The 14,986-nt window shown below is 48.7% G+C and carries 13 protein-coding genes; 4 read left to right on the top strand and 9 right to left on the bottom strand.

What is annotated here, in order from left to right:
- Positions 1–7: 7 nt before the first annotated feature.
- The 9 genes from OEY64_01730 to OEY64_01690 form a co-directional block, all read right to left on the bottom strand.
- Positions 8–586: a hypothetical protein gene (locus tag OEY64_01730; GenBank protein ID MDH5541663.1), complete on the bottom strand. Its 579-nt coding sequence runs from the start codon at positions 584–586 to the stop codon at positions 8–10.
- Positions 587–746: 160 nt separating this feature from the next.
- Positions 747–1,130, bottom strand: coding sequence for a cytochrome c (locus OEY64_01725; GenBank protein MDH5541662.1), 384 nt, complete (start codon positions 1,128–1,130; stop codon positions 747–749).
- A gap of 18 nt (positions 1,131–1,148) precedes the next feature.
- Entirely contained in the window at positions 1,149–1,814 is a 666-nt protein-coding gene (locus OEY64_01720; GenBank protein ID MDH5541661.1) for a cytochrome c, read from the bottom strand.
- Positions 1,815–1,859: 45 nt separating this feature from the next.
- On the bottom strand, positions 1,860–3,383 hold the full coding sequence (locus OEY64_01715; protein MDH5541660.1) for a c-type cytochrome: 1,524 nt from the start codon (positions 3,381–3,383) through the stop codon (positions 1,860–1,862).
- A gap of 37 nt (positions 3,384–3,420) precedes the next feature.
- Positions 3,421–4,200 (bottom strand): c-type cytochrome, encoded by a 780-nt coding sequence (locus OEY64_01710; protein MDH5541659.1) that lies wholly within the window; start codon positions 4,198–4,200, stop codon positions 3,421–3,423.
- Between the two features lie 17 nt (positions 4,201–4,217).
- Positions 4,218–5,063, bottom strand: a complete 846-nt coding sequence (locus tag OEY64_01705; protein MDH5541658.1) for a cytochrome C — start codon at positions 5,061–5,063, stop codon at positions 4,218–4,220.
- Positions 5,056–6,942: a cytochrome ubiquinol oxidase subunit I gene (locus OEY64_01700; GenBank protein ID MDH5541657.1), complete on the bottom strand. Its 1,887-nt coding sequence runs from the start codon at positions 6,940–6,942 to the stop codon at positions 5,056–5,058. Before OEY64_01700 ends, OEY64_01705 begins: the two co-directional genes overlap by 8 nt.
- Before the next feature lie 39 nt (positions 6,943–6,981).
- Entirely contained in the window at positions 6,982–7,104 is a 123-nt protein-coding gene (locus OEY64_01695) for a hypothetical protein (GenBank protein ID MDH5541656.1), read from the bottom strand.
- Positions 7,105–7,632: 528 nt separating this feature from the next.
- The gene (locus OEY64_01690; protein MDH5541655.1) at positions 7,633–10,911 is read right to left on the bottom strand and encodes a PAS domain S-box protein; all 3,279 of its coding nucleotides are present in this window, start codon (positions 10,909–10,911) and stop codon (positions 7,633–7,635) included.
- Positions 10,912–11,089: 178 nt separating this feature from the next.
- On the opposite strand from OEY64_01690, the gene OEY64_01685 reads away from it, so the two are divergent.
- The 4 genes from OEY64_01685 to OEY64_01670 all read left to right on the top strand — a co-directional run bounded on the left by OEY64_01685 (position 11,090) and on the right by OEY64_01670 (position 14,885).
- Positions 11,090–11,593: a hypothetical protein gene (locus OEY64_01685; protein MDH5541654.1), complete on the top strand. Its 504-nt coding sequence runs from the start codon at positions 11,090–11,092 to the stop codon at positions 11,591–11,593.
- A gap of 179 nt (positions 11,594–11,772) precedes the next feature.
- Positions 11,773–12,813 carry a transglutaminase domain-containing protein gene (locus tag OEY64_01680; protein MDH5541653.1) on the top strand — a complete coding sequence of 347 codons (1,041 nt, stop codon included), beginning with the start codon at positions 11,773–11,775 and terminating at the stop codon, positions 12,811–12,813.
- Positions 12,814–12,899: 86 nt separating this feature from the next.
- Complete coding sequence (locus tag OEY64_01675) at positions 12,900–14,051, top strand: putative porin (GenBank protein MDH5541652.1); 1,152 nt, start codon at positions 12,900–12,902, stop codon at positions 14,049–14,051.
- Positions 14,052–14,075: 24 nt separating this feature from the next.
- Positions 14,076–14,885: a substrate-binding domain-containing protein gene (locus OEY64_01670; protein MDH5541651.1), complete on the top strand. Its 810-nt coding sequence runs from the start codon at positions 14,076–14,078 to the stop codon at positions 14,883–14,885.
- Positions 14,886–14,986 lie beyond the last annotated feature (101 nt).

Here is a 14,986-nt window from a genome sequence, read left to right as displayed (position 1 = left end):
TTTCGGGCTAAAAGAGCGGGTGCATCGGCTTGTCAAACCATAGTCTTTCATTGCTTTTGCCGGCTGTACCGATAAGTTTCCATTTCCCTTTTTCCATCACGAGTATATGGTCGGCGTCAGTCCAGTTGTCTATCGTCATTCTGTTTTTTTCACCTTCCGGAACGCCAACGAGAAGCCCGCTACACCTGATAATCATGGTTTCACTTTCTGGAGAGGTCGTGATAAAGCGCATATTGTGAAGAGTCGCCATGCTGTTGAACCTACCGAAAATCCTTTGCCAGATTTTTTTAACGGAGGCCTTGTCGTGCTCGCCGTTCTTGTAGTTGTCTGAATACAACCCCATCAAGGATTCGATATCCTCCGATTCGATAGCCTTTTCTGCGGCGTGAAAGAACTCCGTCACGCTCTTTGTCACATCCTTGCCTACCATCTTTTCCGAATAGGGATCAATATTCATCGCAAAGTGATCCGATAATTTCGCGGCATTTGCGTTTGAAAGACTGAAAACAAGGGGAACTAATATTGCCAGAATGTAGGAGAGTGTTGAAACTTTGATTTTAACGGTTTTTGTTATCTCGTTTGTCATATGCGTTCCTCCTGGAAAATGCATCAATAGGAGCAGGCAATGCCGATATTTTGCACTGGTTGATTATAAAAAGAGGCTCCGCCTTCCGGCGGAGCCACAAACCAAACACTAGCTCGAATTTTACCAGATTAATCCGGCAAATAAAAACCGTTCAGTTAAATTAAGCTGGTCCTTTGCATTTGCACATGGCGCGCAGATGCTTTACAAGATCATTGATCTCAGCATCGGTCAAAACGCCTCCGAACGGTGGCATCTGGGTCGATTTACCGACTGCGATTCCGCCTTCCTTGATAGCCTTGAATACGTTGCTGTCAGTCAAGGAACTCATATCCTTATCACTTGTGTGGTTTCTCGGCTGAACTGCGAGAAACGGAGCGTTGATCCCCTTCCCCGTTCCGGCAGAACCGTGGCACTGCACGCAATGGAGGTTGTAGTTGTCAACCGCTTTTTCCGCCGCCTCTGCCTTCATAGCCGACATGGCGAAAAGGGAAGCAGCAAAAAGAAATCCAATAACCAATTTCCTTGAAATATCCATTCTATTCATCTCTTCTATTTCCCCTTTCTATTTAAGCGAGGAGAGGTAATTGACCATCAACTGCAACTGGGCATCGTCAAATGTCCCTTTTGCCATCCATACCCTCGGATCCCAGTGTGTGGGGTCCTGAATGAAGCTGTACATCCAGTCGGGATTCAGCCTTGCGCCGATTCCGTCGAATGTCGGACAGGAAAGACCGCCCCCCTTTTTCGGAAGTTCGTGGCACGCGTTGCAGGCGTTATCCTTTGTCATAAGGAGTTTCGCCCTTGCCGATGAAAAATCACCGATCTTCGCAACACCGGTCTTCATCGACTTGTCCTTGAGGGTCATGAGGTAGTCGGCAGCTGCTGCTGCGTCGCCTGCGCTCAGTTTGGAAGCGCATTTGTCAGGCGCCCCTTTCACCTTGTCGGTATCCCCTTCGGTTGTGATGTTGTTGAGGTAAACCGTTCCAGCCGGCCTTAAAGTGGTCGGGTTCTGGAGGTATCCTACCAGCCAATCCTTGTTGAACTTGCTACCTGCATAAAAGAGATCCGGCGCTTTCCTTTTCATTACTTCAGCGATGGTCTTTACAGCCGGGCCGGACATTTTATGGCAGCTTCCACACTTGTTCTTGTCCACGATGCCTTTTCCATCCGCCGCCATTGCTGACGTACCGAACATTACTGCCAGCATGAGACAGCACAAAACAATCATTCTGTTCACTCGAGTAACCTCCTCTTTCACGTTTTTAAAATTAATTTACGCCTTATTCTTCATACGCCCGGAAATCCAGACCTGTCCGCCAACCAGCACCAAGAGTACTGCAAGTGGAAGAAGGACTACCGAGCTTCCGGTCTGGGGCTTGAGCAACAGCCAGTACCATGTGGTCATGGTGTGCTTCGAGCCTGCTTCGCCGTTCGAGCCGTCCCAGTTCGCAAACGCTATCGGGATGTACTTGCCGGCGACGAACTGAGTATCCTTTTCAGGATTATTCGTAGCGAGGCTCCTCTTCATCATGACCTTCCAGGTTCCAGCATTATATGTGGAGGTGGCGGTGAATCCTGCGGCGGCTACATCGCTCGCTTCCATTTTGCCAAGGCCTGTAGTGGTCATCATCTTTGCTATCTGTCCGCTTTCAGTGGAACCGCTGTTCCAGTAGAGCATCGAAACCGGGTGCGAAGCATCGCCATGTCCGAAATACGGTTTTTCAGCCGAATCCGGAATTACGACCGGAGTCTGTATCGCAAGCGCGTCCGGCGTCAGGTTGCCCCAAGCTATCGCAGCGGCGTCCGAATTGCCGGGAACGCTCTTTGTCCTGTCGTCGATCTCAAGAAGGAAAGCTATCTCGTTTTCGGTAAACGCGGCTTTTACGATCACGAGGTCGTTCGAAGGAATGAAGAACCTCTCTGCAGCGATTATCTGCGGAACGAGGAAATAAGCGGTCCCTTCAAAGCCTTCCCATGCCGGATCATTCTCATCCGCAGGGAGAGCTTCTGTCTGGATAGCCTTTACAACTATCTGCCCCTGCTTTGTAGCCCTGTTCGGGTCCGCAAGCGAAGCGACGTAGTTGGAGACGTGCCACCTGTCCTCTTCCGAGAGCTTTCCGTTTCCGGTTGTCTCTGCGGCAAAGGATGTCATCGGCGTACCCGGAATACCGTTCGTCACTCTGGCGTATATATCCTCGGGATTGTTGCTAACGCGGAATGTCCAAGGTTTTGCTAAGTTCCTAGGCCATACGCGCGAACCGGAATCCTCTTTCAGCTTTTTCATGAGGTCGCCTTTTCCCTCTTTACCGTGACACTCCCAGCATTTCGCATCATCGTAGGCCTTCTTCCCTTTTTCGATGCTGTCTGCCGAGCTTGATACTTTCTTGCTCAGGTCGAGTGCTGGGGGATTATCCGCGCCTTCGAACATGTCGGTAAGCGACTTGACGAACGCAACGAGGTCCCACCTCTCCTGATCGTTCAGAACTTCTTTCCATGACGGCATCGATGTGCCAGGCATACCGTATGTGATCATATCGAAGATATCTTCGTCCCTGACCACTACCCTGTCTACGGTGCTTGTCTTGTACTTGTACATTCCAAGGCTGAAATCACGCGGTGGCGGAATCATGAATTCCGCGCCTGGACCGTCGGCCTCGCCCTCTTTTCCATGGCACCACCAGCATTTCTTCATGTATATCGTCTTGCCGTTTTCTGCGTTACCCGGAGCGGCAGAGGCGGAAGACGCGGCAAAATACATGAATGCCGCAAGAAATAAAACGACTTCCTTTAATCTCATCTTTTTAATCCTATTCAACATCATCTTCCCTCACCCATCATTTATGTTCCGCAACTGCTGTGGTAACGCGCGGATTGTGACCAGTATAATCGTAAATGAACATAATAACCTGCCAAACTTCCTCTTCGCTCAGGAGATCATGCCATATCGGCATAGCCGATATCCAAGGCGCACCCTCGGAAGGGAGGCCAGGTCCACCCGTGGCAATTCGCCAGAACACGAAAGATTCCGTGAGCTGAGCGATCGTACCAATGTCGACAAAATTTGCCGGCAGTGGATTGAACCCTGAGAAAAAGGGCCCTTTCCCAAGCATCCTGTCACCGTGGCAATAGTAGCAGTTCTGGTAGTAAACTACTCCGCCAGCTTCAATATTCTTGGCAAAATTCTCCTTATCCCCTCTTAACGGATTTTTGAGAGTCTGGAGAGCATAGCTCTTGCCCCAGGCCTTAGCGTTAGCTGGAGGCGCGGGGTGAACGGAGCGAAGCTCAACTGGAGCATCGAACGTCGGCTTTACATACTGGTAAGTGATGTATGCGCCGAATATGCCGATTATTGCTATAACGGCATACTTTGCGTTCGTTTTTTCAGGATTCGAGTAGAGATCCTGGATCGGATCTGCAAAGGCCGCGTAACCCTCCTCATCAAAACTGTACATCAGGAGGGTACCGGTAACCACGAAGAACATGAACATCTTCATGACACTGGTCGGCACCACAGGCCATGTTCCCGGATGAAGGATTGAACCTATAAACGGGATTCCTATTTTCAGTAACAAGTAACAGACAACAATTACAATCAAAGGCTTAACAAATTTCATTTTCGTCTACTCCCCCGCTATTTCTTGCCCAGTATGGCATTGACCATCATGTTAAGCTCCGTGACCGTCATCTGGTCCCCGAAATCGTCGGGCATCATTTCTCCATCAAACCCGTCGGCAATAACCGCATTGGGATCGATGATCGATTCGATGATGAACTGCTCGGCTGACATCCCCTTCTTCCTTGTGCCTGCCGACTTACCCATCGTTGAGAGGTCAGGACCCATGTCGCCACCTTCTGCTATTCCAGGCCCCATGTGGCAGGCATCACAACCGAACTTGGAGAATGCCTCCTTGGCATTGGCCGCGAGTTTGATCTCACCGCCACCTTCATCCTCGCCACCGGCTGCAGCTGTGTCTTCTCCTGTCGGGAGCTTGACGGTTACTTCAACCCCGGCAATAGACTGCAGGTATCCGATGACAGCGTCCATTTCAACATTGGAAAGACTGATAGCGCCCTTGCTTACGTCCGGCATCGGGCTTACCGTATCGTTCGTCCCTTTTTTACCAAATCCCGGTACGACATACGCGGAAGGATCAACAAACGACTCACGCAGATATTCCTCAACGGTCTTCGACTTACCCTTGTAATTGGGATCCGCCATTCTCTCAGTAGCAACGCTTCCTACCGGCTCGAGCAACGGCGCCCTGCCGAGCGAGTTGTGGCAGAGTGTGCATGTGCCTTTTCCGTTATAGATCTTTTCGCCAAGAGCTATGAACTGATCCATCGTCATATCGCCGCTTATCTTCTCCTCTACTGGAGGTGGAGCGGGAATGATCAATGGTATTCCATAGGTTGTGTACCCGGAGAAAGCGACCATTACCGCTACCATGAACGCTACGATCTTAAGTATATTAACCATGTTTTGCCCCTCCTTTCTTCGAAGCAAGGATAGGCATCCAGAACATAAAGAGTACCAATGCTATAAATATGCAGCATATTACGGTAACCATACCTGCCGCGTAAGGCAGAGTAGGGGTAAACGCATCCGGGGAGTTATCCCTGAATATCGTGTACACGTGCCAGTGTTGGCGAATAGCCGACCGGCAATATCCCATCAGGCCCATCAGCCATGTGAAGGATGCCGCCAGCATGAAGAGCGCATATTGGGAGCGGATTGGCATTGTGCCCCATCTAACCTCTCCTACATCTTCAGTCTTTTTGAACATCTTGCCGTCAATTATCATCGCCACAATGACGACTATAAGAGTTGTAACTACCTGCGGTATCGAAAGACCGATACGGGTAGCGGCTGGAATAAAGTAGCTGTAAACACTCAGTATGAGAACATTTCCGGCGCCGGCGATGTAAAGCCCTATCTGAATCGCGGTTCCGTTCTTCGCCCAGTAGTCGTCCCCGACTACCTTGATGTTACTCCTTCTGAATATCTGGAAACTTACGAAAGTCGCCAGAATAAGGAGGTTAACCGCTCCGTTCTTCGCGGCCATAACTCCAAGAGGTCCAAGTACCGGGTGATGCGCACCGCCTATCTGGCTCAGTTCTGTAGAGGTCATAACCAGTGTATGCGGCGTAAACCAGATCAGGAATGAGAATACGATTATTAAACCAAGCGGCTGTATAAGCTTTGTATACCTGTGTGAGCCGCTTGATCTGCAAAGGCTACACCAGAGGTAGTAGTTTGCCGACAGGAATATGGCGCCGATAAGAACCGCCTGGATAATGAAGAGCCATGCGAACACGCCCCCCATCAGGGTGATACCCATCTGCTGAGAGTAATCGTAAACCTCTTTCGTAAGCCAGTAGCCTGCGAAAGGGAGCGGAAGCAGCCCGATGATGGCGATAATGAAGGAGGTGTAGCCCATCCAGTCATAATGCGCCCGCTCTTCCTGGTTGTTGGTAGCAATATACTTGTATGCCGCGTACGCCGCCGTAAGCGAACCGCCGTAAGCGATATTCGCGATGAAGCGGTGAAGGTTGAGCGGATTCCAGAGATGTCCTGTTATTACTGCCCACACATCCCCCTGGAAGGTGCCGTCGGCTTCAATTCCGGACGGAGCCATCATGAAGGAAGCCCATGAATTGGACATAACCATAAGGGTCATACCTGAGAGATTAAGGAAAAGGCCAAGCACGAGGTGGATCTTTTTCCCCTTCTCGTCCTGCATCGAATCCCAGCCGTAATAGTAGGTATAAACGAAGAAGCTCTCGGCAAAGAACATAAGGCCGTACCAGATCATTACCTTGCCGAATATGCTTGTCATGTATTCCATGAAATCAGGGTAGAAGCTGAAAAGCATCAGCGCGAGAACACCGCCGAAGCTCGCCGTCAGGGAGAACCCCGTCATTGCGACCTTCATGAACTCGTGAGCCATGTTGTCGTACCGCTTATCCTTGGTGGTAACTCCGATAAATTCGATAACCCACACGAAAATCGGAACGCCAAGAACAAAGGCGGCAAAAAAGAGATGAAGTTGCGCGACTATCCAGACGCTAATGCGGTTGTTCCATCCCTTGACTACCGGATAATCCTTCGCTTCAAGTATTGGAGCAGCCATCGGCTTCCAGACTGTGTCATCCTCTGCTTCGGCCTCGCCCTCAGCTGTTGCGGCATCCGCTCCGGCTCCCGCGTCAGCCTCTTCGCTGGCGTAAACCGGTGTTGCCAAGTTATCGCTAAATGGACCCGATACGGCCAATCCGGCTATGGACAGCACGAAAAGGACGGCAAGGGTTTCCAGACGAACCCGATAAAAAAACTTGTGAAATATTTTGCTCTTCCCCACTATGAATTCCCCTTATATACAATAGAAGCTGATTTCATCCTAGTGCCCTTCCTGCGAAGGAAAAAGTTCCAATCCCTGATAAGCCTGTAAGGCGTAATCCAGGATGAAAAATATCACGGCAAATGCCACGACTGAAATGACTATTGTCTTGATTTTATCCAATTGCTACCCCCATATGCTAAGCTACCCCCTTAAAAGGTTAATGTTAAATAAAGTCCTTTTCAAATTCTTGCGGAAGAGAAAAAACTGTACTCCCCACTATCCGCACGTTTGAAGGAGTATACCACTACACATTCCATACCGTAAATCATTTTGAACAATTTTTTTTGCATCCGATAACGAAAACTTTGCCTGATTTAACGGTAAAACAAGGCAAATTCGAGAAATATTTTAAAATTTGCCTAATGACGAAAGTAAACACCCTGTACCGGGCAATTACAAAAAACAAACGAAATATTTAAACATGTCGTTCAATAAATTCTTATTCGTTTTAACCAGAACACCCTGATATATTTTCAAATGTTCATACCGTAAGCGGGGAATAATTGTAACCTGTTCATAAACATTTGGTTACAGCAGAAGAGCTGTTTTATTTATGGACTAATAACATCTTATTCCTCATGATTTGTGCGCCTAGCACCTTCAGCCTCTCTTCCGGGTTTATAAAGACTCTCAACAGGCCAGCATCAGCTAAAAAATAACATTCCCCTGGATCTCTGCGCCCAAAGATTTCCCCTCTTTTCTGAAAATCGCCCAGCACTTATTGCCGGACTGGCTGAAATACATCTCTTCCGCGAAAAGCTCCACCATGTGAAGTCCTCTGCCATGCGGTTGTAAAACGTCTTCCTCTCTTATGCTTTGCGCTACCTTGTTCCCATCAAATCCCAGCCCCTCATCGGATACGCATATTTCAAGCAATTCCCCGTTAAGTATGTATGAAATGTCTATCTCATAATTTTCCTGGCACAGATTGCCATGCAGGATGGCGTTCATTACCATTTCGCTTACCGCCATCGAAATATGATTTATTTTCTGCTTTGGCCATTCCTCGGCAAAAAGTTCTTCAATAATATGCTTGTACGATTCTGAAATATCGTTAATAACTTTTGCTTTTCCATGCGGCAATTTCTTTTTCGTTAAATGAAGTTTATCCGCATCATCCAGTACAAGTATTTTTTGGGATAAAACGCTTTTCCTGATGATCTCCAGCAAGACCTTTCCCGGCATAAAGCTGCTCTTGCGGTAACTCTCTTCCGGTCTCGCACCTATTACTATAAAGGAAACATCATCCTCAACAGACACTCCGCCAGCATGACTTTGAAATTCATCCTTGATGTATCTCCATGCCTCGGTGGGAGATTTCCCGGACAGGTTTTTGAGTATTGAAGAGACAAATATTTCGGAGAACATGATCCCTTCATCGTTTTTCTGCTCCATCAAACCGTCACTGCACAGCAGAATCGTCTGCCCCGGTTTCAAGTTCACGGTAACATCCTTGAATCTGCCGTCAGCGTTCTGACTGACCTTGAGCTGTCCAAGAAAGTAGGCGTTTTCCCCGATTTGCCGGGAAGAACCGTCTGCATCTATCAGCCACGGCTTCGGATGACCAGCCAGGGAAAATTTCACCTGGCGGTTTTCGTAATCCATCAACAGATATACCGCTGTTACAAAATGGCTGGTCCCTTCGCAGTAGCGAAGAAGGTGTTCATTCATACTGTTTAAAAGCATGGATGGTTCGCTCACGGCATTCCTCTTCCTGTTCACCTTGTGGTCGTCTACTATCGCCGTAGTAAGTATATTGAGAAGGGTCTCTTCTATGTCATGGCCGGAAACATCGTGCAGGAAGAGACCTGCATACCTGGAAGGGAACATCACCCACCTCAGGTTGTCTCCTCCGCCGATAGTGCGCCTGTAGAGGTACATCGGCGAGACTTCGAAATACGGCATCAGGCTTGGCCTTTTGGCAAGGGAGTTCAGCACATCTTCAGCCCGGTAAAGCGCCTTTTCCAGCTTATTTGTATAATTCCCCAGCTCTTCCTCAATCCGTTTCCTCTCCGTAACCCTGCCAAGCTGATAGGCAAGGTTGGCAATCACCTCAAGGAGAAGGGGATCCGGTTTTTTTGTCTCCCTTGAGAAGAATTCGAGAACGGCAACTACCCTGTCCCCTTCAATAACCGGAAACGCAAACGCCCCTTTGACGCCAAGTTTGATGTTTTCAATATTCGCCTGATGTCCCCTGGGATATTTTTCATCTGCTACCGACAAATCCTCAACCCATTCAAGCTCACGTGTTTCCAATACCCTCCCCGGTATCCCAAATCCCGGCTCGAAAACCAATGCTTCCGATATCTTTCTCAGGTAATCGAACTCTGCCGGATTATTCATATGCCACACTCCGGAGGAAACAAGTTTCCCTTCGGCATTCGGGAAAAACACATGCCCCACCGGCCAGCCGGTATATTCGCATATCTTGTCTAGAAACACCTTCATCGCTTCGTTCACGGTGAAATATTCATTGCATGTAATTGTGATATCGTGCATCAGCTTTACATACTCTGCCGTCTGCTTCAGCGCATTCTCCGCCTTTTTGCGATTGGTTATATCCCTTTTGTTGGCGACAAAATTCATCACCCTGTTCCTATTGTCCATAATAGGAGATATCGTCATCTCCTCATGGTAAAGTTCCCCGGATTTCCGCTTGTTGACGAGCTCGTTTTTCCAGATTTTCCCCGATTTAACGGTAGCCCATAGATCCTTATAGAATGTTGCCGGATGTGTGCCTGATTTCAAGATTCGCGGATTCTTTCCCAGCACTTCGTCGCGCGAATACCCGGTGATCCTTTCGAATGCCGGATTTACATACTCGATAATCCCTTCCGAGTCGGTTATCAAAACCATTTCACCCATCTTTTCGATGGCGTTCTTCAGCTTGCGCTGGGTGCTTTCGGATTTAACCCTCTCGGTAATGTCCCTTATCGCCGCTGTAAAGTAGGTACTCCCCCCCATACGCATTTTCGTTTCCTCAATACGGATTTCTATATCGAAGCAGGTCCCATTCTTTCTTCTCCCGGTCAAAGCTACCCACTTGTGCATATTCTCCCTGGAAATGTTCAATACCGACTTTATCAGCTCCTCATCGTCATTATTCAGCTTGGGATCCTGGCAAAATAGAATTTCCATATCTTCTCCCAGAAGCTCATGTTCTTCGTACCCGAAATTCCTGCAAAGCTCTTCGTTCACAAAAAGGATCGTCCTGTTTGAATCTATGGTAACTATCCCTTCGCCGATGGATTTCACTATTAACCTTGTTCTCTCCTCAGCCAGCATCAGCTTTTCGGTCTCTTCTTCGACGCTCTTTACCATCGGGCGAAACATGAATCGCCCTATTAGGACCAGAGCAAAAATGATAATTCCGACTATCGAGTCAACCGCGGTATGCAACTTCTCTATCTCGGATTCGCTCTCTTCCTGGTAAGCCTTTACAGCTTCATCAAGCGATTTCAAAAGTCTTGTTGGAGCCTCTTTGTTGACGTGGTAGAAGTGAAAATTTTCGGGCGCCATCTCTCCGTCAGGTGATTCCGCGAGGTCCATGGCATGTGTGGTAAATTCCATCACCTGCCTGTCAAGCATTAAAGGGGGAGCAAAATATATATCCCTTACCCGTTGCGAAGGATTTCCCGGCAGACCGAGTTCTTTGTCTCCATTCAGCAGGCCATAGTGGGCGGCCTTCATCTTGTTTATCATTCTCTTTAGCTCAACGCGGTACTCTTCCCTCTCGGCTCCCGCCTTGGAATTGACCAGCATCACGGAGTAGTAGATTATCCTTTGGGAAAGCATCCTCTGCCCGCCGCTGATATTTATTACGGCGGCGGTTGTTTGTTGGGATGTTATTACCCGGTTAAGGAAGAAACTCATCAAAACGGCAAGGAGCGCAATTATCCCCAGGGCGAGGATATAGCGTCGTGTCATGAATTTCAAATCTGCGCTCCCCTATATTGAAAATTGAATTTTACACCGGTAGCTCCGAAAATTCACCGACTATTTATCAAAAAGCAAGTAACCCCGGAGTGAATTAGTCCATTACATTCAGATGGTTATAATATTCCCCCTTGATATTCCCGGCAAATATGCTCATACTTTTTAGGGTATGAATAAACCTTTCAGATTTGGAATGCTCCTTGTTGCCCTGGCGGGATTTCTATTTCCTGCTACGGCCAATGCCGACCATACGGGAGATATTATCCATTTCGAGCTTGTCCTCGCTGGAGCCGATAAGGACGCCACAGGCCGTTCCGGCAACAACTACTGGATTACGCTTGAAGATGTTACCGAACAGCAGGGTGTTGTTTTTGAAACTTTTCTCCAGCCTACGCTGCATTTGGCAACTCTCGAAGTCAAACCGAACATACATTCGGCTACCCCGTTCCTTTTCCCTTTAAAAAGTGGCGAGAAAAACTTCCTTTCACAAGACCAGAATAGCCCGGTCATTGAGCTTGGGCTTCTTAAGAGGGTCGACTATCTTTTTGAAGCCGAGCTTGAAGTTACAGCGGTTATCAATCATGAAATTGTAATTACATATCAGACCATAGCCGGAAAATCCGGTGAATCTCGATCCTTCAGGATCCGCCCCCCTCCATCCTTCACCTCCTAAGAAGGGGAAGGAACCCTCTTTTTCATTCGAGGCCTCACGGCCCCGCTTTTGAGAAGGTTGTGCGCGTGAAATTCTGATATTTTCAGATGCTCACATTCAGCCATCACGACTCCTTCCCTCTTCTCAATGTTTTGCGCGACAGATGTTTAATTTACTTGAAAGATTGAGGTGTTTGGAAAATGAAGATTATAAAAGGTTTGGCGATTATACTTGCAATAGTGATTCTGGTGTCGATACCGGCTGTCACCATTGCCAAAACGAACAGCCACACAGTTGAAAACGGAAACAGCAGATCCTTCACGCTGGAATACGTCGTAAACGTGCCTGAAGTCGCCAAGGGAACCAAAGAGATCAATATGTGGATCCCCTATCCGCCTACAAACGAGGATCAGGAGATATCAGGGGTCACAATCGACGCCCCTTCACAGGTAAAAGTCAGCTACGAAACGAAGTACGGCAACGGCATGCTTTACATGGCGATAAAGGACCCCGACCCTAAAGGTTTCAGCTTCAAGGCTTCATACATGGTAAAAAGGCTGGAAAGAACCGCAAAGAAGATAGATCTTTCATATACGAGCGGCATACCGACCGATCCCGAAGCAATGTCTCCGTATATGGAATCCTCACGGATGGAGATAATCAACGACTCTATAAGAAAAATGGCAAAAGAGGCGACGGCCGGTAAAAATACCGAGATTGAAAAGGCCAACGCCATTTACCAGTACATTCTGGCGAAGATGAACTACAACAAAGAGATCCCGGGCTGGGGACAAGGTGACGTAAACCGCGTCTGCCTGTCGATTGAAGGAAAAGGGGAAGGCTACGGCAACTGCACCGATTTCCACTCACTATTTGCCTCGATGATGCGCTCTGAAGGAATACCGGTAAAATTCGAAATGGGCTACCCGCTCACCCCCGGAAAATCCCAGGCCGACTTGAAAAAAGGGGGTTACCACTGCTGGGCGAAATTCTTCATCGCCGGTTACGGCTGGATTCCCGTTGACATCTCCGAAGCGCGAAAGGATCTATCAAAGAAGGATTACTTCTGGGGATCAATATGCGAAAATCGGATCACCTTCAGCGTAGGGCGGGATATCATCCTCTCCCCGGCGCAGGCTGGGGTGCCTCTAAACTACTTCGGACCCGATCCGTATATTGAGGCCGACGGCAAGCCTTTCAATAATTTTGAACGGCTGGTAGCATATAAGGACACAAAATAGATGCAAAAGGTTTGCAGATATATGCAACAGGGGGGACACGGTTCGGCCGTAAAGGTTATCAATTATTTCATAGGGGAAATTACTGCGTGCTAAATTTACATTTCAGAATTCATGTTTTTGCTTTCGTAATGATGTTTGCTCTCCTTGCGGGGGCGGGGAACTCTTTCGCGGAGAAAACCGTCTGGAAGGATGGCGATAAAAAGCTGGATCTCCTCGGCGATCTCCGTTTCCGCTATGAAGTGGACAACAACGAATCAAAAACAGGGGACAACTCAATGCAGAGAACCCGCGAAAGAGTCAGGCTCCGCATCGGGGGGGTATACAGCGGTGGCCCCAATGTGGAAGCAGGATTCAGGCTGGCAACAGGTTCAAACGACCTCCACTCCCCCCACCAGACACTTAGCGACGGACCGGGAGAGGCAAAAGCGCTAGGCAATGCCAACTTCGGCACGGACAAGGCATACGTTAAATTCAAAAGTGGCGGATTCTGGACCTGGGCGGGAAAGAATTCATTACCAACCAAGCAAATATTGGAAACATGGATAGACGGCGATTTCAATCCAGGTGGAATAGCGCTCGGCTACAACGCAGTATACAACGAGGCCAGATCGGGGTTTTCGGTTGGAAGGTTTACCGTAGCTAACAACGACCATAAGGCGTCAAATGATATCGCTTCGCTAATAACCATGGACCACGGCAGAAAGATCGGAAATGCGGGAATTAAACTTACTGTTGCCTCGCTGATAGCGGACGAAACGGACAGGGATCCGGCTGAAACACTGACCGACATTCCTGGTGGAGACGCCACCTACAACTATCTCGGTACAGAGGTAAAGATCGGTCTGGCAAAAGTCGGGATTGAGTACATGCTTTCGGATGTAAAGGTGGAAGAGAGAGGGGGGGATAACGCGAAGAGCCCCGACACCTCCGGCCTTGTCGCCTTCATCAACCTGAGGCTGATGGAATCTTTCGGGATCAGGTACTGCTACTACGATATCGGCTACGCCTCCGTTCCACTCATGGGGACATGGGCGCAGGACGATTTTCCGAATTCGTCGAACTTCACCGGCTCGAAGATACAGTTCGACATTTACACCCAGCAAGGGGCGACTATCGATATCCGGCTGTATGAGCACAAAACAAAGAACGAGTTGATCACCACGGATGAAAACACCAACGCCCTAAGCGGGAAAACCAAGATCTCAAGGACACAGGTAAACGTCAATGTTGCTTTTTAACAATATTTCAAATGGAGTGACAGCATGAGCAAGAAAACTGTAGGAAAACTGATTCTCGCGGTTTCTATTTTTTCAATATCGGTCCCGGCATACGGAAAAGCCGCCGGGAAGCTTACGATCCACGGCGATCCATGTTCGGCGCCGCTTGCCACAAAACTTGGCGAGGCTTTCAAGGCGGAGACAGGCACAGAGGTCATTGTCTCCACCGGATCGTGCAGGAGCGGAGTGGTAAAAGCGAGCGACGGAGAAGTGAACATCGGGGTAAGCACATTCAACTTCTCCAGCCATACCCTCCCGAAGGGGGTAGAAAGCAGCGTAATTGCCAAGGCCCCTATAGTCATGGTGGTGAACAAAGCCAATCCTGTAAACGGCCTCTCAAAGGAACAGCTTGAAGGGATACTAAGCGGCCAGATAACAAATTGGAAAGAGGTGGGGGGAACCGATAGCGCCATCCGCAATGTAATGCTCCCCCCCTGCGTGACAGAAACGATGTCTTATCAGGCTGCCTCGCCCGGCCCGAAAGTAAACAGGATAATTCCGCAGACCAAGGGGAATCCTGTTACCGGCACAAACGTCCTGGTAAGCGAGAACGTCGACGCCATCGGAATGCAGTTATACGGATACGATACTCCCGATGTGAAGGTTCTCACTATTGACGGTGTTCTCCCTACGGAGGAGACGCTCCCCGGAAAATACGGATACTACGAAGATTACAACATCATAACCAAAGGGGAACCGACCGGCTCCGTGAAGGAGTTCATCGATTTCGCCAATTCGCCGAAAGGGAGACAAATCGTCGTTTCGATGAAACATGTTCCTGCAAAAAGTAACTAAAGGATAGTAACAGGCAAAAGCTCACCCCTTATTGCACTGGATACTTGACGGGACCCGGCCATTCACCATTACCCCAACCTCAGGCCGGGTCCCAACCTTTT

The organism is Nitrospinota bacterium, assembly GCA_029881495.1.
Classification (GTDB): Bacteria; Nitrospinota_A; UBA7883; order JACRGQ01; family JACRGQ01; genus JAOUMJ01.
This window is presented reverse-complemented; position numbering and strand designations above follow the sequence as displayed.

Excerpts from the sequence above, each read along its gene's own strand:
- OEY64_01730 (MDH5541663.1), bottom strand. The coding sequence starts at position 586 with ATGACAAACGAGATAACAAAAACCGTTAAAATCAAAGTTTCAACACTC.
- OEY64_01725 (MDH5541662.1), bottom strand. The coding sequence starts at position 1,130 with ATGAATAGAATGGATATTTCAAGGAAATTGGTTATTGGATTTCTTTTT.
- OEY64_01720 (MDH5541661.1), bottom strand. The coding sequence starts at position 1,814 with ATGATTGTTTTGTGCTGTCTCATGCTGGCAGTAATGTTCGGTACGTCA.
- OEY64_01715 (MDH5541660.1), bottom strand. The coding sequence starts at position 3,383 with ATGAGATTAAAGGAAGTCGTTTTATTTCTTGCGGCATTCATGTATTTT.
- OEY64_01710 (MDH5541659.1), bottom strand. The coding sequence starts at position 4,200 with ATGAAATTTGTTAAGCCTTTGATTGTAATTGTTGTCTGTTACTTGTTA.
- OEY64_01705 (MDH5541658.1), bottom strand. The coding sequence starts at position 5,063 with ATGGTTAATATACTTAAGATCGTAGCGTTCATGGTAGCGGTAATGGTC.
- OEY64_01690 (MDH5541655.1), bottom strand. The coding sequence starts at position 10,911 with ATGACACGACGCTATATCCTCGCCCTGGGGATAATTGCGCTCCTTGCC.
- OEY64_01685 (MDH5541654.1), top strand. The coding sequence starts at position 11,090 with ATGAATAAACCTTTCAGATTTGGAATGCTCCTTGTTGCCCTGGCGGGA.
- OEY64_01680 (MDH5541653.1), top strand. The coding sequence starts at position 11,773 with ATGAAGATTATAAAAGGTTTGGCGATTATACTTGCAATAGTGATTCTG.
- OEY64_01670 (MDH5541651.1), top strand. The coding sequence starts at position 14,076 with ATGAGCAAGAAAACTGTAGGAAAACTGATTCTCGCGGTTTCTATTTTT.